The organism is Bradyrhizobium sp. th-b2 (assembly GCF_000426785.1).
Taxonomy (GTDB): Bacteria; Pseudomonadota; Alphaproteobacteria; order Rhizobiales; family Xanthobacteraceae; genus Bradyrhizobium; species Bradyrhizobium septentrionale.
Genome location: NZ_AUGA01000022.1, coordinates 104,675 through 122,272, shown reverse-complemented (window position 1 = coordinate 122,272; position 17,598 = coordinate 104,675). Strand labels below are relative to the sequence as shown.

Genomic DNA, 17,598 nt, shown 5'->3' with positions numbered 1-17,598 from the left:
GATCTCCGCCTGGAAATGCGATGTCCGTTTCGGGTCATTCGCGACCGAGTCGAGGCAGTAGCGAATCCGGTCATGTCCGCCGTTCTGCGAAAGCGGAAGTAAATTCAAAGCATTAGTCTAGCGACACGCCATGGGCGTTACGGGCGCGCCGCGAGACGTGATTCAATCCCTGAAGCTGGAGCCTCGAATCATATGCTACAAACTCAGCGATTGCGGATGGACCACCATTAAACCGATGCTCGCCGAACAAGTCGCATCGAACGGTTCTTCAACCAGATTAAGCAATGTCGGCATGTTGCGGACCCGACACGACAAGCGCGCCGCCAACTATCTGGCGTACATCAAGCTCGCATCAATCCGCGTTTGGCTGCGCGCTAATGAAGTCCTCGCTCTACGACGCCGCCCGCTCCGGCGTCCCGAACAGACGCCCGAGCAGTGACATCGCGGAATCGGTCGGCAACAGCGTTGCGACGCTGACATCCGGCTCGGATCTGACGTCGCGGCGGCCGTTCTGGGTGTGACGCATCACGCTCGCCAGCCGCCGCGTGATCGCCTGCGCGTTGCGCAGATCGGTGCCGGCGAACGCCACCACGATCGAGCGGTCGTCATGCACCGCGCCGAAATCGGTCTGACGCATCAGCCGGCTGATGATCCGCGCGCCGTCGAGTTGCGCGCGGGGCTGCGCGTTGTCGAAGGTGAACCGCGCCACCGAAAGCGCTCCGCCGCGGTCGGCGGTCTGGTAGACGGCGGTCGCAAAATCGCGCTCGAACGCGGCCTTGGTGAGCAGGCCGGTGCGGGCGTCGATCAGGCCCTTGGCGTCGATCGCGCGCAGCATGCGGCCGAGCCGCGCCTCGAAGGCGTGCTGCCGGATCATCGGCAACACCATGTCGGCGACGCGCGTCGGCCCGGCCGTGACGATCTCGAGATTAGGCAGTTCGTAGCGCGGCGTAAGCTCGGCCGAGGCGACGATCACAGGCAGCGGACGAAAGCGGACGTCCTCGGTCAAGACAGTCAGGAAGGCATCCATCACGCGCGGTGTAAAGCCTTCGGCCAGCACGATGCCATCGATATCGCGGTTGCTGAGATGCTTGGCGGCGGCCTCAATGCTGAGCGCCCCGACCACGCCGGCGCGTTCGCCGAGCGCAACCGACAGCGTCGGATATGCGCCGCCGCGGCCGATCAACAGCGCAGTGGCTTCCCCGACCGGATCGATATCCGTGAGTGCGACCGGGGTCGGCGGAACCAGGCGGCGCATCACCGTCGCATGCAGCGCGCGTACGCGCAGGCTGGCGTTGAGCCGGGCGGTCAGGCGATCCGGCAGGCCCGGCTTCTGGAAGAATGCGATCGCGGTGTCGGGCAGGGTGGTCGCGGGATCGACCGCGATCAGCGGCAGATAAGGCGCGCGGGCGGCGGCGCGCCTGGCGAGGCCGGACAGGGTGACGAAATCGACGCCCTCGGCGGCCGCGATGATCGCTGCCGGCTTGACCTGCTCGATGGCCCGTCCGGCGTCGCTCCAGTCGGTGACCACGACCGGGAACAGCTTGGTCTCATCGAGGACCGCGGCAAACGGCGGCCTGGCTGCCGCCGATACGATCAGGACCGGACCTTGTTGGGACATTCGAACGCTCGAAACCAATGCAGAGTTCAGCAACGGCTTCGATGCTAGTTCGCATGGCTTAATGCGGCGTCAACACAATGATAAGACTAACGCAATGATAAGATTTTAACCCAGTCCAGCGCCGCCGCGGTCGCGAAATGCCTCGACCATCAAGGGGTTAAGGCCAAGTTCTGCGAGCGCGTCGCGGGCTCGTGCATTGTCCTGCGCACGTCCTGCGAGCCGGTGGCCGCTGAGGCGGTCGGGCAGCGCCGTCAGCAGCGCGCCCTGGCCGAGGCGGCGCGACCATTCCTGCAGCTCCTGCGCAAGGAAGCGGTAGCCGCCGACCGTCATCACCCCCGACGGCGGGGCAGTGATGTTGATGGCGCCGGTCACGCGATCGACCCGCGCGGCATATTCCGTATCGACATAATCGCGCGGCGGCGGCGCGATCAGGGTGTCGCCCGGCGGAGGCGGCGGCGCATAGGCCGCGACCGGCACCATCGGGCCGCGCAGGCCGAGCGTGCCCTTCGGCGTCAGCAGGATCTCGCCGGCGATCGATGCGCCGGGAGCTTCACGCGGCGCGCTGTGCGGACCGGGCTTGATCTGGGCCGGCGAGCCGTCCTCGGCGGTGCGGCGGGCGCCGAACAGCCCGGCCTCGCCGAACAGGTAGACGTCGGTCATGGTCACGCGCCGCGAGGTCCAGTGCGCGCTGGAGGCAACCTGTTCCGGCGTGCGCCAGAGCCCGATCACGTTGCGCAGGGTGGGCAGGCGCTCCGACAAGCCGCGCTCGTCGAGCCGCAGCGCGAGTTGCGCAGGCGCGATCAGCGTGTCGCAGCCGTGGTCGTTGAACTGGGTCTCGAACGCCTCATCGTCGAACGGGTGATGCAGCACGAGCGTGCCGCCCGACACGAGCCAGGCCACCAGCGACGAGCAGACGCCGGCAAACGACATCGGCGCAAACGCCGACATGATGGTGGCGCCCTGCGCCAGGTCGCTCTCCAGCGACATCGCGAGCCCGCCGGCGATCAGGCCGAAATGGGCGCGCGGCACCGGACGAGGGCCTTCGCTGGTGACGTCGAAGGAGATCAGCGCCGGCTTGCGGCCATCCTGGAGCATCGGCCGCGAGGTCCGGGAGTCCTGCAGGATCGCCTGATCGAGCGACGCCATGCCTTCGGGCAGATCGGTGCCGAAGCCGCAGACATGGCGGATCGAGAAGGCCTCCGCCGCGGCGTTCATCGCGATGTCGGCATAGGAGACGCCGTCGATCCTGCCGCAGGTGACGATTGCCCGCGCCGCGGTGCGGTTGAGAGCGGATATCAGCTCGGCCTGCCGCCACAACAGCGGCAGCGGCACCACCACGAGGCCGACCCGATAGGCGGCCAGCACCGTCAGGGCGAACTCGACCGTGGAAGGCATCTGGACTGCGATCACGGTGTTGGCCGGCAATCCGTTCTCGACGAAGTGGGCTGCGATCGCCGAGATCGCGCGGTCGGCCTGGGCATAGGTCAGGCGCTTGCGGGTCTGTCCGGTGATGCGCTGCTTGTTGAGCGGGTCGACCAGCGCCAACGCGTCGGGCTGCCGCGCCAAGGTGCGCTTGAACAGGGTATCGAGCGTTGGCGAGGTGATCGACTGGTTCACGGGTTCAACGTCGGTTGCATCGCTTCGATCGGACCAGGTCATGCCGCGTCGGGTGGTATCGCATCACGTCACGTGACATCACTTGGGTTGCGCGCTGGGCCTCTCCCACCAGGTCTCCGGCAGGTAGCCGGTCAACGCCGTGGTCGAAGGCCGTTCTATCCGATTCCAGCGCGCGATCCATTGCTCTCCCGAGTTAAATAGGGGGATAGCGTAGAAGCCCGACATCAAGGCCCGGTCCAGCGCACGCACCGCCGAGACGAAGGCCGGCTGCTCCCGCGCCGCCAGCAGCGCCTCGATCATGGCGTCGATCGCCGGATCCTTGACGCCCATGTAGTTTCTCGTGCCCGGCACGTCGGCGGCCTGGCTGCCCCAGTAGAACCACTGCTCGTTGCCCGGCGACAGCGACTGGTCCCAGCGGATGGGGATCATGTCGAAATCGTAGGCGACCCTGCGCTGCTCGAACTGCACGGCGTCGACCACCCGCACCGCGGCGTCGATGCCGGCGCGCTTGAGGTCGCGCTGGTAGGCGAGGGCGATCCGCTCGTGCTCGCGGGTCGTGACCAGGATCTCGATCTGGAGCGGCGTCCCGGTCGAGCGCTGCTTCAACACCGTGCCGTCGAGCGCGTAGCCCGCGTCGGATAGCAGCGCGAGCGCATTGCGGAGAACATTGCGGTCGCGTCCTGAACCGTCCGTGACCGGCAGGCGGTAGCGGCCATCGAGGATGTCAGGCTGGATATGCGACGCATACGGCTTCAGGAGCTCGCGCTCGCGCGCGTCGGCGGGGCGCTCATAGGCTGACAATTCCGATCCGGCAAAGTAGCCGCCCGCGCGCGAATAGAGCTCGAAATAATAGTTGCGATTGACCCATTCGAAGTCGAACAGCAGCGCCAGGGCCTGACGCACTCTGGCGTCGGCAAATTTCGGCCGCCGGCTGTTGAACACCAGATATTCGGATGGCCGCGGCGTACCGATCTTGATGGTATCGCGGAGCACTTCGCCCTTCTTCACCGCCGGGAAGTCGTAGCCGTCGTGCCAGCGCAGCGGTTCGGGCTCGGTGCGGAAGTCATAGAGGCCGCGCTTGAACGCCTCGAACTGGCTGTTGGCGTCGCGGTAGTAATCGAGCCGGATCTCGTCGAAATTCCACATGCCGCGGTTGACCGGCAGCTCGCGCCCCCAATAGTCGGGATTGCGGGTGAAGGTCACGCCGGCGCCGGGCCTGACCGCCGTCACGCGGTAGGGGCCGGAGCCGATCGGCGGCGCGAATGTCGTCTCCTCAAATTTGGCGACGTCGGTGGCATGGCGCGGCAGGATCGGCATCAGGCCGAGGATCAGCGGCAATTCGCGATCCGAGACGCCGCCGAAATCGAATCGCACCGTGAGCGGGTCGAGCACTTCGGCCTTTGCGACTTTCGAGTAATACTGGTGATGCAGCGGACGGCCGTGATCGCGGAGCAGCGTCAGCGAGAACACCACATCGTCGGCGGTGACCGGTTGCCCGTCCGAGAAGCGCGCGCGCGAATCGATATGGAAGGTGACGTAGCTCCTGTTGTCGTCGGTCTCGACGCTGCGGGCGAGCAGGCCGTACAGGGTGAACGGCTCGTCATTGTTCCGCACCATCAGGCTTTCGTAGACGTAGCCGCGCTCATAGGCGTAGCCCCGGAGCTGCTGCACAGCGAGACCCCTGACGATCAGCGGGTTGAGGCTGTCGAAGGTGCCGTCCCGGGGGCTCAGCACCAGCCGGCCGCCCTTGGGGGCGTCGGGATTGGCATAGGGCAGATGGGTGAAGTCCGGCGGCAGCGCCGGGGCGCCATGCATCGCGATCGCGTGGCTCTCGGCGGCTGGCGCAGGGGCAAGCCCGGTCGTCAGGAATGCCAGGACGAAAGCCGAGGCGAGCCAGAGTGCGGCCGACGGGGCGTGCCCCACACGCCCGGGAACGCGTCTGTGAGGCGCCGTTTTTGATTCGCGAAACGTCACGCCCCAAGGTTTATCACAGGCTGCTGAAACCCGCCGTGACAAGCGCGCAAATGCGGTTGTCGGCATTGATCTTTCCGTGCGCCGCTGTATTGAAGGCGTGCAATTGGATGGGCGGGAACGCCAGTCACGTATCCGCCTCAATTGACTAGGAGACAGCCGCCCAAACGGCTATGTGTCGGCGCCTGCAGCGGTTTCGGGCGCTGCCGTTCAGAAAGGGTTTTCCGCAATGAATTTCCGTATCTTGGCCGCCCCGGTCCGGCCGCATGGGCGAATTGTCGCCCTGATGGCGGCGACGGCTCTGTCTGCAGCGCTCCTGGTTCCTGCCGCTCAGGCCCAGCAGCCCGCAGCGCCGGCGCCCGCGCCTACGGCACCGAAGGCAGCGCCCAAGGCGGCACCAAAGGCAGCTCCGAAGGCTCCGGCAGCCCAGGCGCCGGCCCAGGCACCGGCCGCTGGCCAGCCGCCCGCTGTGGCCGCCCAGCAGCCGCCCCAGGACCAGCAGATCCAGCTGATCTACGCGCCCTGGACCAAGTTCTGCCTGAAGGGCCAGGAAGCCAACGCCAAGCAGGTGTGCTTCACCGGCAAGGACGGCCGCATCGAGTCCGGCCAGCCCGTGATCGCCGCCGTGATCATCGAGCCGGAAGGCGAGCCGAAGAAGATCCTGCGCGTCACGCTGCCGCTCGGCATGCAGCTCGTTCACGGGACCCGCATCATCGTCGACGGCAACCCGCCGCAGCAGGCGCCCTATGTGATCTGCTTCCAGAACGGCTGCATGTCCGACTATGAAGCAACGCCCGAGCTGATCGCCAACATGAAAAAGGGCCAGAACCTCGTGGTCCAGGCGATCAATTCGAACGGCGCGCCGCTGACGCTGCCGCTGCCGCTCAACACCGAATTCGCCAAGGCCTATGACGGCCCGCCGACCGATCCGAAGGTGTTCGAGGAAAACTCGAAGAAGCTGCAGGAAGAGTTGCAGAAGCGTGCCGAAGAGCAGCGCAAGAAGCTGGAAGGTGCGGGCGGTGGCGGCGCGACGCCGGCTCCGGCCAACCCGGCTTCCAAGTAAAAATACTGTCAAGCGTTCAAAACAACGCGAGACCAGCAAAAGGCGCCCGGAAGGGCGCCTTTTTTGTCATGCGATACCGACTGGCTGATGGCAGCCTGCGGCGCTGGTTGTCGTGCACATCGTGTGCGATGTTCGTTGCAGGCACTTCGATTGCGCCGAGCTGCGAGCGCGCATCGTTGGTGTCTTGTCCGGACAATTCCGGCGTCGAAGCACAATCATAAATCCGATACGGGAGGCCAGACGAAAGCGCGGACAGCGCGCCTTCGACGCGCGAGCACGCGCGTGAGGTTCCGCGAACCCTGGCTGCCTGCGGACAAGTGATGACGCGAGACGATCGGACATCCGTCGTTCGCAGTCATGGAAGTCGCTCAATGTCCCACCAAGTCAACACGCAGCGGCGCGAGCCGGTCTCCCGGCCTTCGCAGCAGCCAACCGGCCGTGCTGCGGCGGATGCTGGTGTCCGCGTCAACCAGGACAATGTCCCGAGCGCATTTCATCCCGGCATCGTCCATCTCGCGCTGGCGATGGGCGGGTTCGCGATCGGCATCGCCGAATTCGCGACCATGAGCCTGCTGCCGTTCTTCGCACATGATCTGCACATCAGCGAACCCCAAGCCGGTCACGCGATCAGCGCCTATGCGCTCGGCGTCGTCGTGGGTGCGCCCGTCATCGCGGTGCTGTCGGCGCGCATGAGCCGGCGGACGCTGCTGATAGCGCTGATGGGCTTCTTCGCGCTGATGAACGGCCTCTCGGGGCTCGCGCCCGACTACCACACGATGCTGGCGCTGCGCTTCCTCGCCGGGCTGCCGCATGGCGCCTATTTCGGGATCGCCATGCTGGTCGCGGCATCGCTGGTCCCGACGGACAAGCGCACGGCGGCCGTCGGCCGCGTGCTGCTCGGCCTCACCATTGCGACGACGATCGGCGTTCCGCTCGCCAACGGGGTCGGGCAGGCGATCGGCTGGCGCTGGGCATTCGCGATCGTTGCCGGTCTCGCGCTGCTCACCGCGATCCTGGTCCTGATCTTCGCCCCACGCGACGCCGCCAACGGCAACGCAAGCCCGCTGCGCGAACTCTCGGCGCTGGGGCGCAAGCATGTCTGGCTGACGCTTGGGATCGGCGCGATTGGTTTCGGGGGGCTGTTCTCGGTCTACACCTATCTGGCATCGACCATGCTGGCGGTGACGCACACATCGCCCGCGCTGGTCCCGGTCACGCTGTGCGTGTTCGGCGCCGGCCTCACCGCCGGCAACATCATCGTGCCGCGCTTCGCCGACCGCGCGCTGATGGCCACGGCCGGCGGGCTCCTGCTGTGGTCGGCGGCGACGCTGGCGCTGTATCCGCTGGCGGCAGGCAATTTCTGGACGCTGAGCGCCGACGTGTTCCTGATCGGACTGGGCGGCGCGCTTGCGACTGTGCTGCAGACCCGGCTGATGGATGTCGCAGGCGAGGCGCAGAGCCTCGCTGCGGCGCTCAACCATTCCGCCTTCAACGTCGCCAACGCGCTGGGGCCGTGGCTCGGCGGAATGGCGGTTGCCGCCGGCTATGGCTGGACGTCGACCGGCCTCGTCGGCGCGGGACTGGCGCTGGCGGGCTTTGCGGTCTGGGCGATCGCGGTAGCGCTGGCCAGGCGGGAAGCGGTATGAGGATGCGAGACATGGCCGCGCGCAAGCTGCGGCATTCGCCGGACGGAAAGCGGGCGTCAGTTCAGCGACGGATTGCGCGGACGGTAGCCGCCCGACTTGTCCTTCACGAAGATCTCAGCCACCTGCGAATGCCGGATCGGCTCGCCGGAATCGTCGGGCAAGAGGTTCTGCTCGGACACATAGGCGACGTACTCGGTCTCCGAGTTCTCCGCGAGCAGGTGGTAGAACGGCTGGTCCTTGTGGGGACGCATATCCTCGGGGATCGACAGCCACCATTCCTCGGTGTTGTTGAACTCCGGGTCGATATCAAAAATCACGCCCCGGAAGGAGAACACCCGGTGACGGACGATCTGCCCGATCTGAAACTTGGCGGTGCGCGCTTTGATCATGGTTCGTCGATAGACCAACATTGTGGCCGATGCTAGGGGCATGGCGGCGAATTAACCCGGGGTTTACCGATTCCAGCCCTGCAAAAACGACCCAGAATCTGGCCGAGAAACTACTTTCAGAATGATCGATATCCTCAATCTGGCGCTGCCGTATTTCGGCTTGATCTTCATCGGTTACGCGTGCGGCAAAGCCAAGGGTTTGCCCGAGAGCGGGCTCGCCTGGATGAATTTCTTCCTGCTTTACGTTTCGTTGCCAGCGCTGCTGTTCGGGATCATGTCCAAGACCCCGTTCGCGGAGCTGAACAACCCGCCATTCCTGATCGCCACCACGCTCGGAACCGTGACCGCGTTCTTCCTGGCGATGGTCGCAGGCAAGCTGATCGGAGGGCTCTCGCTGCGCGAGGCGACGCTCGCGGGCCTGTCGGGCGCTTACGGCAATATCGGCTATATGGGCCCTGGCCTCGCGCTCGCCGTGCTCGGCACCAAGGCGGCGGCGCCGACCGCGCTGATCTTCTGCTGCGACAGCATCTTCCTGTTCTCGATCGTGCCGCTCCTGATCGAGCTCACCGACCGCGACCATCCCTCGCTGCTGCACGCCTTCGGCGTGGTGCTGCGGCAGATCGTGCAGAACCCGCTGATCATGTCGGCCGTGTTCGGAGCGCTGGTCGCCGCATTCCATATTCCGCTGCCAGTCGCGCTCGACCGGACCATCCAGTTCCTGGAAAACGCCGCGGCACCAACGGCGCTGTTCGTGCTTGGCATCACCGTGGCGCTGCGGCCGTTCGAGCGGGTGCCGTGGGAGGTGCCCGGCGTGGTTGCGATCAAGCTCCTGATCCACCCCTTGCTGGCATTCGGGCTGATGCTGCTGTTCGGCCCGTTCGCGCAGCCCTGGGCTGCGACCGCGGTGCTGATGGCCTCGCTGCCGCCGGCGCTCAATGTCTTTGTGATCGCACGGCAGAACGACACCTGGATCGAGCCGGCGTCGGTCGCGGTCTTGATCGGCACCTTCGCCTCGGTGGTCACGCTGACCAGCGTGATGTGGTTCATCCAGAGCGGACGGCTGGTGTTTCCTTAAGACTCTTGTTTGACGCGTTTTCTTAACGCGAACCGGTAGCCACTTCGCTTGAAAACGCTTTGGTCAGCGCCGCCATGACGGCGCGAGGCCTTCGCGCATCGCGAGCCGTCGCAGCGGACCGAATGCGCCGATCAGATGCAGGCCGGCAGCGCGGGCCGTCTGCACACCGAGGAAATCGCTCAGCAGCGACCGGTTGGCGATGTCGATCGCCCAGATCCGGCTGGCGACGTCAGGGCGCCGCGCCGCCTGATAGCGCGACAGCACATTTGGCGCGCCGGGATCTTCGCCCCGCGCGATCGCCTGACCGGTGATCTCGGCGATATCGGCGGCGTCGCGCAGTCCCATATTGAGACCCTGCGCGCCGATCGGCGGCAGCACATGCGCAGATTCCCCGACCAGCGCAACACGGTCTTTGGCAAATTGCCGGGGCCGTTCAATGGCGAGCGGAAACACGTGTCGGCCGGGCTGGACCTCGACGCGGCCGAGGATCGAATGCGACTGCCGCTCGGCCGCATCGGACAATTCGCTGTCGCCGAGCGCCATCAGCCGTTCGGCCTCCCTGGGCGCCGAGACCCAGACCACGCTGCTCCTGTTGCCGGCAAGCGGCACAAACACGCAGGGGCCGTGCTCGGTGTGAAACTCGGTCGAGATGTTCCGGTGCGGCCGACTATGGGTGATGTTGAAGGTGAGGGCGGATTGTCCGAGCTCGCGGCTGACCACCTCGATGCCGGCGGCCTCGCGGGACAATGAATTGCGCCCGTCGGCGCCGACCACGAGCCGGGCCCGAAGCGCCTGACCCTGCCGCGTCACCACGGCGACCGCGCCACCATCCGGCTGCACCGAGGCGGCCTCGTCGTCGAACCGCGTCAGCGCGGCCATCTCGCTGGCGCGGTCCTCGAGCGCTGCGACCAGCGAGCGATTGTCGATGTTGAAGCCGAACTGCTCGCGGCCGATCTCCTCGGAGGTGAAGCGCACCTCGGGCGCGCGGATCAGCCGGCCGGTGTCGTCGACGAGGCGCATGGTCTTGAGCGCCGCCGCCTTGTCGCTGCAGCGCCGCCAGACGTCGAGCCGGTCCAGGATCTCGGTCGAGGCGCCGAGCAGCGCGGTGGTCCGGTTGTCGGCATAGGGCACGCGGCGGGCCAGGAGCGCGGTCCGCGCGCCGGTATCCGCCAAGGCGATCGCGGCCGTCAATCCGGCCGGACCGCCGCCTATTACGATAACGTCATAATCCTGCGTGCTGTCGGTCATATCAGGACAATTGACATGGTTGGCCCGATTTTCAAGCCATCGGTAACCACCAAAAGTTTCCAACGGTTTGCGCGGCGGAACGCCGCAAGACTGCATATGCAAAGCGGGCCGATTCCTGATAGCACTTCGGCCGATGGACCACACCAGCGAGGGGGATGCGTTGCGAGAGCGGATGCGGACCGCCGCATTCTCCGTTCATATTTTCACGGCGCTCGGCGCCGGGGTCGCGCTGTTGGCGATGCTGGAAGCCGTGCGCGAGCACTGGGCCAACATGTTCGCCTGGCTCGGGATCGCGCTGATCATCGACGGGATCGACGGCCCGCTGGCGCGCCGGTTCGACGTGGTGCGGCTGCAGCCGAACTGGTCGGGAGAGGTGCTCGACCTGGTGGTTGATTTCGTCACCTATGTGTTCGTGCCGGCCTACGCGATCACCGCGAGCGGCCTGCTGCTGCCGCTGGCCGCGCCGATCCTCGGCATCGGCATCGTGGTGTCGAGCGCGCTGTATTTCGCCGACCGCCGCATGAAGGCCGACGATAACCATTTCCGTGGCTTCCCGGCGCTGTGGAATGCGGCGGCGTTCTATCTGTTCCTGCTGCATTTGCCGCCGGTGCTGTCGACGATCGTGGTCGCGGCGCTGATCGCGCTGACCTTTGCCCCGTTCCATGTGCTGCACCCGCTCCGCGTGGTGCGGCTGCGCTGGCTGACGCTGTGGCTGCTCGGCGCCTGGGCGCTGCTCGGCGCGTACACGCTCGCCAACGATTTCGTGGTCGGAGCCCCGATCACCTTCGGTCTCTGCGCCATTGCCGTCTACATCGTCGGCAGCGATACCGTGATCCGCCGGATGAAAGCCTTCAGAGCATGATGCAATTGATCACCAGCCCGGAAGCCTGGGCTGCGCTGTTGACCTTGACTGCGCTCGAGATCGTGCTCGGCATCGACAACGTCATCTTCCTGTCGGTGATCGTGTCGCGGATCCCGCCCGCGCAGGCCAAGCGCGCGCGGCAGATCGGCCTGATCCTGGCGCTGGTGTTCCGCATCCTGCTGCTCAGCATCCTGGTCTGGCTGATCGGGCTGACGCAGCCGGTGATCACCATCAAGGACGTCGCGCTGTCGTGGCGCGATATCATCCTGATCGGCGGCGGCCTGTTCCTGATCGCCAAGGCGACCCACGAGATCCATGGCGAGGTCGAGGCGCGCGAGGCGGAGGCCGACGACAAGCCGAGCGCCAGCGCGTTCTTCTGGGTGATCGTGCAGATCATCATCATCGACCTGGTGTTCTCGCTGGATTCGATCATCACCGCGATCGGCATGGCGCAGGATATCGAGATCATGATCGCGGCGGTCGTGATCGCCTGCGCCATCATGTACATCTCGTCCGGGCCGGTGGCGCGGTTCGTCGCGCAGCACCCGACCACCAAGATGCTGGCGCTGGCGTTCCTGGTGCTGATCGGCGTGGCGCTGGTGGCCGACGGCTTCCAATTCCACATTCCTCGCGGCTACATCTATTTCGCGATCGTATTCTCGGTCGCGGTCGAGATGTTCAACGTGCTGGCCAAGCGCAACCGCAGGAAGGCGGCGCGCCAGGGTTCCGGGCCGCTTGGTTGACAAGCCGGCGCCGATGGCATTCGCTCGCGTGACGCTGATATCTGAGGGGAGCGACCGACATGACCAAGGCTGTGCGCGTGCACAAGGTGGGGGGCCCGGAAGTCCTGACCTATGAGGACGTCGAGGTCGGCCCGCCGGGGACGGGCGAAGTCCGGATCCGCCAGCACGCGGTCGGGCTGAACTTCATCGACGTCTATTTCCGCACCGGCCTCTACAAGGCGCCGGGCCTGCCGTTCATCGCCGGCAACGAGGCCGCGGGCGAGGTTTTGGCGGTCGGCCCCGGGGTGACCAATTTCCATGTCGGCGACCGCGTCGCCTATTACTACAACCTCGGCGGCTATGCCTCCGAGCGCGTCATCCCGGCGGACAAGCTCGTCAAGCTGCCCGACCACATTACGTACGAGCAGGGCGCCGTGCTGATGCTCAAGGGGCTCACGGTCTGGTATCTGCTGCACAAGACCTTCAAGGTCGAGCAGGGCCATCGGGTGCTGATCCACGCCGCGGCCGGCGGCATCGGCCTGCTGGCCTGCCAGTGGGCGCACGCGCTCGGCGCCAATGTTATCGGTACCGTCGGCTCCAAGGCGAAGGCCGACATCGCGCTCGCCAATGGCTGTGACCACGTCATCCTCTACAACGAGGAAAATTTCGTCGAACGCGTCAAGCAGATCAGCCGCGGCGAGCTCTGCGACGTCGTCTATGACGGCGTCGGCAAGACCACCTTCCCGGGATCGCTGGCCTGCCTCAGGCCGCGCGGCCTGTTCGTCTCGTTCGGCAATGCCTCCGGTCCGGTGCCGCCGTTCGCGCTCGCGGAGCTCAACAACCACGGCTCGCTGTTCGCGACGCGGCCCAAGCTCAACGATTATGTCGGCACCCGCAAGGAACTGCTCGAAGGCGCCGACACGCTGTTCGCGGCCGTCATCAACGGCAAGCTGCACGTGCCGATCAATCACGCCTATGCGCTGAAGGATGCCGCGAAGGCGCATATCGAGCTGGAGAGCCGGGCGACCACGGGCGCGGCGATCCTGCGGCCGTAGTTTTCGTCATTGCGAGCGTAGCGAAGCAATCCATGTCTCCACTCGGGGATATATGGATTGCTTCGTCGCTTCGCTCCTCGCAATGACGAGCGTAGTGGCTGTTAAGCCACCCGTCGTGCCGCGCCCACCTTCGTCAGCACCGTATCCAGGCAGTCGGTCATCGCAAGAATCTCCTCCCGCGTGACGTTGAGCGCCGGCATGAAGCGCAGCGTGTCCGGCTGCGGCGAGTTGATCAGCACGCTGGCGGCAAACGCCTCGGCGACGACGGCCGCGCCGATCGGCATCTTGAGATCGAGCGCGAGCAGGAGGCCACGGCCCCTGATGTCGCCGAGCCCGTGCCGCGCCGACAGCCGCTGCAATTCGCGCTCGAGCAGCAGGCCGGCGTCAACAACCGATTTCAGGAAATCGGGCTGGCCGACCTGATCGAGCACGACAAGGCCGGCGGCGCACATCAGCGGATTGCCGTTGAAGGTGCCGCCCTGATCGCCATGATCGAAACACGAGGCATGCTCGGTCGCGAGCAGCGCCGCCAGCGGCACGCCGCCGCCGATGCCCTTGCCGAGCGTCATGATGTCAGGCGTGATCCCGGCATGCTCGTAACCGAACAGCTTTCCGGTCCGGCCCATGCCGGTCTGGATCTCGTCGACGATCAACAGCAGCCCGCGCTGCTGGGTGAGCGCCCGCAAATCCCTGAGAAACTGATCCGTCGCGGGCCACACGCCGGCTTCGCCCTGGATCGGTTCGAGCATGACCGCAACCGTGGACGACGTGATCAGCTGCCGCACCGACTCGATGTCGTTCAGCTTGGCTTTGCGGAAACCCGAGACCTTCGGCTCGAACAGCGGCTCGAACGCCTTCTTGCCCGAGGCCGACATGGTCGCGAGCGTGCGGCCGTGGAAGCCGCCCTCGAAGGTGATGATCTCGTGCGCGCCGTTCTTGTACTTGGCACCGTATTTGCGCGCGAGCTTGATTGCGCCTTCATTGGCCTCGGCGCCGGAATTGGCGAAGAACACCTGGTCGAAGCAGCTCTTGTCGACCAGCATCTTCGCCAGCTTCAGGCTCTGCTCGTTGTAGAACGCCGGGCTCGGCGTCAGCAGCCGCCTGGCCTGCGCGGCGAGCGCATCGGCAACGATGGTCGGCGAGTGGCCGAGGGGATTCACCGCCCAGCCCTGCACGAAATCGAGAAAGCGGTTGCGGTTGTGGTCCCACAAATACGAGCCGGCGCCGCGCACGAACACGACTTCAGGGCGGGCGGTGATTTCCATCAGCGCGTCGAACGGATGCGTGGCGTTGGTCATGTCGATCTCCTCTGGGGTCGGTGTGGGGATTAAGGGCAGGCCGAAAAGCGAGAAGGCCGCGCTTTGGGGGCGCGGCCTTCTCGAAAACCTTGGCTGATCTAGCTAATCAGCGCTGGCGTCGGACATGGCGCAGCCCATCATCGTCGCGGGTGCGACGACGGCGGATGGCCTGGCGGTGGGTCCGGTTCAGCTTCATGGCGCAGGGCCATACAGCGGGAGGGCAGGCGATGTCAAGCGCCGACAGCGCGTCACTCGACGCCGTAGGGCGCGAATTCCCTGGCGATCTTGGCTTGAATTGCCTGGGCGGCCGCGATGTCGGCCTGTGCCGCGTCGGCGTCGCCCTTCTTGCGCCGTGCGACGCCGCGGCCATAGAGAGAGCTCGGCAGTTTCGGGTTGATCTTCAGCGCCGCATCGAAATCGGCGATCGCGGCGTCAAGCTCGCCGAGCTTCATGCGGCAGATTCCTCGGCTGTCGAGCGTGTAGGGATCGTCCGGCTTCCATTGCAGCGACTGCTCGCAATCCGCGAGCGCCTGCTGCGCCTGGCCCAGGATCACGCGCGTCAGGCAACGCGCGTTGAGTGCTGCCGCGTATTTCGCATTGAACTTGATCGCGTTGCTGAAATCGTCGAATGCGCGCGGGTAATCCTGCCGTCCAAGATGCAAATTGCCACGCGCGTAATAGTCGCGGTAGCCGGCCGGATCGAGCCGCAGCGATTGATCGAGATCGGCCAGTGCCCGATCGATATCGCCACGATCGCGAAACAGCCGGGCGCGGTTGCCGTAAGCCGGCGCATAGCGGGGATCGAGCCGGAGCGACGTGTCGTAGTCGGCCAGCGCGTGTTCGAGATCGTCGCGGCCGCGATAGGCATTGCCGCGATTGAAATAGGCGAGCGCGAATTTCGGATCGAGACGGATGGCGCGATCATAGTCGGCCAGCGCGCGGTCCGGTTGTTTGGCGTCGATGTAGGAGTTGCCGCGATTGTTGTAGTACCAGGCATCCTTCGGGCTGAGGCTGATTGCTTCGTTGTAGTCGGCGATGGCGAGATCAGGTTCGCCACGGTCGCTGTGGGCGATGCCGCGGTTGTAGTATGCGATCGCATCCCTGGGATCGAGCGCGATGGCCCGATCGAGATCGGCGATCGCCGCAGCGACATCGCCCTTGCGGCGATAAGCCTCGCCGCGGTTGGCCAGCCCCTTCGCGCGCATCGGCTCGTACTTGATCACGTCCGTGAAGTCGGCGATCGCGCGGTCGAGATCGTTGCTTTCGAGAAAGGCGCCGCCGCGGTTGAGGGAGGCGCCGGCGCGCTGCTTCTCCCGCAACTTGCGCAGGGCGAGGAGGAAGCTGCAGCCCCCGATGCGCTGTGCGGGATCTTTGTTGCCGAAGCACCAGGCCTGTGCGGTGGCTTCGGATGATGGCTGAGGCTCGGCGAGAGCAGCCGTGGCGGCGAGCCCCGGCGCCAGCCAGATCAGGACGGCGGCCGCCAGTCGGCCGCGTACCAACAGTCGCTTCCATGATCGCCGCAAGACCAGGCTCCGTACGACCGAATGGCCGCCACTGCTTTGTGAGCCCAGGCTGCCGCCGGGTTCACTCGAACGGGCGATGCCCGGCACCCGTGGAGGTCTTGAAGGAATGGCCTGGAGCTAGAATCCGGCGACGCTGCCGTGCAGGTCGTACTGGTCAGAGCGCTCGATCTTCGCGGTGACGATCTCGCCAACCTTGAGCGGCCGGCGGCTGGTGAGATAGACCGCGCCGTCGATCTCGGGCGCATCGGCCCTTGACCGGCCCTTGGCCACGGTCGGGCCGACCTCGTCGATGATCACCTGCTGGCGGGTGCCGACCTTGCGCTTCAGGCGCCGGGCCGAAATCTTCTGCTGCCGCGCCATCAGCGCATTCCAGCGCTCCTGCTTGACCTCGTCGGGCACGGCATTGCCGATCGCGTTCGATGTGGCACCGGCCACCGGCTCGTATTTGAAGCAGCCGAGGCGGTCGATTCCGGCCTCATCGAGCCAGTCGAGCAGATAGGCGAAATCGGCATCGGTCTCGCCGGGGAAGCCGACGATGAAGGTCGAGCGCAGCGTCAGCTCGGGGCACTGCTCACGCCATTTCTGGATCCGCGCCAGCGTCTTCTCCTGCGCGGCCGGCCGCTTCATGGCGCGCAGCACGTCGGGGCTCGCATGCTGGAAGGGGATGTCGAGATAGGGCAGCACCTTGCCCTCGGTCATCAGGCCGATGACCTCGTCGACATGCGGGTAGGGGTAGACATATTGCAGCCGCACCCAGGCGCCGAGCTCGCCGAGCTCTTTTGCGAGGTCGAAGAACTTGGCGCGGACGCTGCGATCCTGCCAGGGGCTCTCGGCGTATTTCAGGTCGACGCCATAGGCCGAGGTGTCCTGCGAGATGACGAGCAATTCCTTGACGCCGGCCTTCACCAGCCGCTCGGCCTCGCGCAGCACGTCATTGGCCGGCCGCGACACCAAATCGCCGCGCAGCTTCGGGATGATGCAGAAGCTGCAACGGTTGTTGCAGCCTTCGGAAATCTTCAAGTACGCGTAGTGCCGGGGCGTCAGTTTGACGCCCTGCGGCGGCACCAGGTCGAGGTGCGGATTGTGCGCCGGCGGCAGCGCGCGGTGCACGGCGTCCAGCACGCTCTCATATTGCTGCGGCCCCGTGATCGAGAGCACGCCGGGATAGGCGCTCTCGATCTGCTCCGGCTCGGCGCCCATGCAGCCGGTGACGATGACCTTGCCGTTCTCGGCCATGGCCTCGCCGATCGCGGCCAGCGATTCCTGCTTAGCGCTGTCGAGGAAGCCGCAGGTATTGACGATGACGATGTCGGCGCCGTCATGCTTGCGCGCGAGCTCATAGCCTTCCGCGCGCAGCCGGGTGATGATGCGCTCGGAATCGACCAGCGCCTTGGGGCACCCCAAGGACACAAAGCTCACTTTCGGCGCGGCCGCCTCTTGCATATCTACCCAAATCTGCCTGATTGATGGGCAGGAGCTAGTCCCAATTGCCGAGAATTACAACCCTTTCC

At 65.8% G+C, this 17,598-nt stretch carries 14 protein-coding genes and 1 pseudogene; 7 read left to right on the top strand and 8 right to left on the bottom strand.

Annotation, left to right across the window (positions count from 1 at the left end):
• Positions 1 to 240: 240 nt before the first annotated feature.
• Positions 241 to 439: pseudogene (locus K359_RS61535) on the top strand (hypothetical protein); the annotation flags it as partial.
• Here the strand turns inward: K359_RS61535 and K359_RS0125700 are convergent.
• The 3 genes from K359_RS0125700 to K359_RS0125690 all read right to left on the bottom strand — a co-directional run bounded on the left by K359_RS0125700 (position 392) and on the right by K359_RS0125690 (position 5,050).
• A complete protein-coding gene (locus K359_RS0125700; protein WP_029081882.1) occupies positions 392 to 1,618 on the bottom strand; it encodes a hypothetical protein in 1,227 nt (408 codons plus the stop codon). The pseudogene K359_RS61535 and the gene K359_RS0125700 sit on opposite strands and share 48 nt — an antisense overlap.
• A gap of 105 nt (positions 1,619 to 1,723) precedes the next feature.
• A complete protein-coding gene (locus K359_RS0125695) occupies positions 1,724 to 3,277 on the bottom strand; it encodes an AMP-binding protein (protein WP_156928665.1) in 1,554 nt (517 codons plus the stop codon).
• A gap of 36 nt (positions 3,278 to 3,313) precedes the next feature.
• Positions 3,314 to 5,050, bottom strand: coding sequence for an extracellular solute-binding protein (locus K359_RS0125690; RefSeq protein WP_165128963.1), 1,737 nt, complete (start codon positions 5,048 to 5,050; stop codon positions 3,314 to 3,316).
• A gap of 385 nt (positions 5,051 to 5,435) precedes the next feature.
• Between K359_RS0125690 and K359_RS0125680 the strand changes: the two genes are divergently transcribed.
• On the top strand, positions 5,436 to 6,269 hold the full coding sequence (locus K359_RS0125680) for an invasion associated locus B family protein (RefSeq protein WP_029081879.1): 834 nt from the start codon (positions 5,436 to 5,438) through the stop codon (positions 6,267 to 6,269).
• Between the two features lie 371 nt (positions 6,270 to 6,640).
• Entirely contained in the window at positions 6,641 to 7,915 is a 1,275-nt protein-coding gene (locus tag K359_RS0125675) for an MFS transporter (RefSeq protein ID WP_029081878.1), read from the top strand.
• Positions 7,916 to 7,971: 56 nt separating this feature from the next.
• Here the strand turns inward: K359_RS0125675 and hspQ are convergent, their stop codons facing one another.
• The gene (gene hspQ / locus K359_RS0125670; RefSeq protein WP_024584048.1) at positions 7,972 to 8,304 is read right to left on the bottom strand and encodes a heat shock protein HspQ; all 333 of its coding nucleotides are present in this window, start codon (positions 8,302 to 8,304) and stop codon (positions 7,972 to 7,974) included.
• A 121-nt stretch (positions 8,305 to 8,425) separates the two neighbouring features.
• Between hspQ and K359_RS0125665 the strand changes: the two genes are divergently transcribed.
• Positions 8,426 to 9,379: an AEC family transporter gene (locus K359_RS0125665; protein ID WP_029081877.1), complete on the top strand. Its 954-nt coding sequence runs from the start codon at positions 8,426 to 8,428 to the stop codon at positions 9,377 to 9,379.
• 63 nt (positions 9,380 to 9,442) lie between these two features.
• Here the strand turns inward: K359_RS0125665 and K359_RS0125660 are convergent, their stop codons facing one another.
• The gene (locus tag K359_RS0125660) at positions 9,443 to 10,627 is read right to left on the bottom strand and encodes a UbiH/UbiF family hydroxylase (protein WP_029081876.1); all 1,185 of its coding nucleotides are present in this window, start codon (positions 10,625 to 10,627) and stop codon (positions 9,443 to 9,445) included.
• Positions 10,628 to 10,760: 133 nt separating this feature from the next.
• Here K359_RS0125660 and pcsA point away from each other — a divergent pair, with 133 nt between their 5' ends.
• From pcsA to K359_RS0125645, 3 genes are read left to right on the top strand one after another with little or no spacing between them, the layout of a single operon-like run.
• Entirely contained in the window at positions 10,761 to 11,489 is a 729-nt protein-coding gene (gene pcsA / locus K359_RS0125655; protein WP_029081875.1) for a phosphatidylcholine synthase, read from the top strand.
• The gene (locus tag K359_RS0125650; protein WP_029081874.1) at positions 11,486 to 12,232 is read left to right on the top strand and encodes a TerC family protein; all 747 of its coding nucleotides are present in this window, start codon (positions 11,486 to 11,488) and stop codon (positions 12,230 to 12,232) included. Before pcsA ends, K359_RS0125650 begins: the two co-directional genes overlap by 4 nt.
• Positions 12,233 to 12,291: 59 nt before the next feature.
• On the top strand, positions 12,292 to 13,266 hold the full coding sequence (locus K359_RS0125645) for a quinone oxidoreductase (RefSeq protein WP_029081873.1): 975 nt from the start codon (positions 12,292 to 12,294) through the stop codon (positions 13,264 to 13,266).
• Positions 13,267 to 13,367: 101 nt separating this feature from the next.
• On the opposite strand, the gene K359_RS0125640 is transcribed toward K359_RS0125645, so the two are convergent.
• The 3 genes from K359_RS0125640 to rimO form a co-directional block, all read right to left on the bottom strand.
• On the bottom strand, positions 13,368 to 14,564 hold the full coding sequence (locus K359_RS0125640) for an acetylornithine transaminase (RefSeq protein WP_029081872.1): 1,197 nt from the start codon (positions 14,562 to 14,564) through the stop codon (positions 13,368 to 13,370).
• Between the two features lie 248 nt (positions 14,565 to 14,812).
• Positions 14,813 to 16,063: a tetratricopeptide repeat protein gene (locus K359_RS0125630; RefSeq protein WP_029081871.1), complete on the bottom strand. Its 1,251-nt coding sequence runs from the start codon at positions 16,061 to 16,063 to the stop codon at positions 14,813 to 14,815.
• Between the two features lie 141 nt (positions 16,064 to 16,204).
• Positions 16,205 to 17,530 carry a 30S ribosomal protein S12 methylthiotransferase RimO gene (rimO, locus tag K359_RS0125625; RefSeq protein WP_029081870.1) on the bottom strand — a complete coding sequence of 442 codons (1,326 nt, stop codon included), beginning with the start codon at positions 17,528 to 17,530 and terminating at the stop codon, positions 16,205 to 16,207.
• Between the last annotated feature and the right edge of the window lie 68 nt (positions 17,531 to 17,598).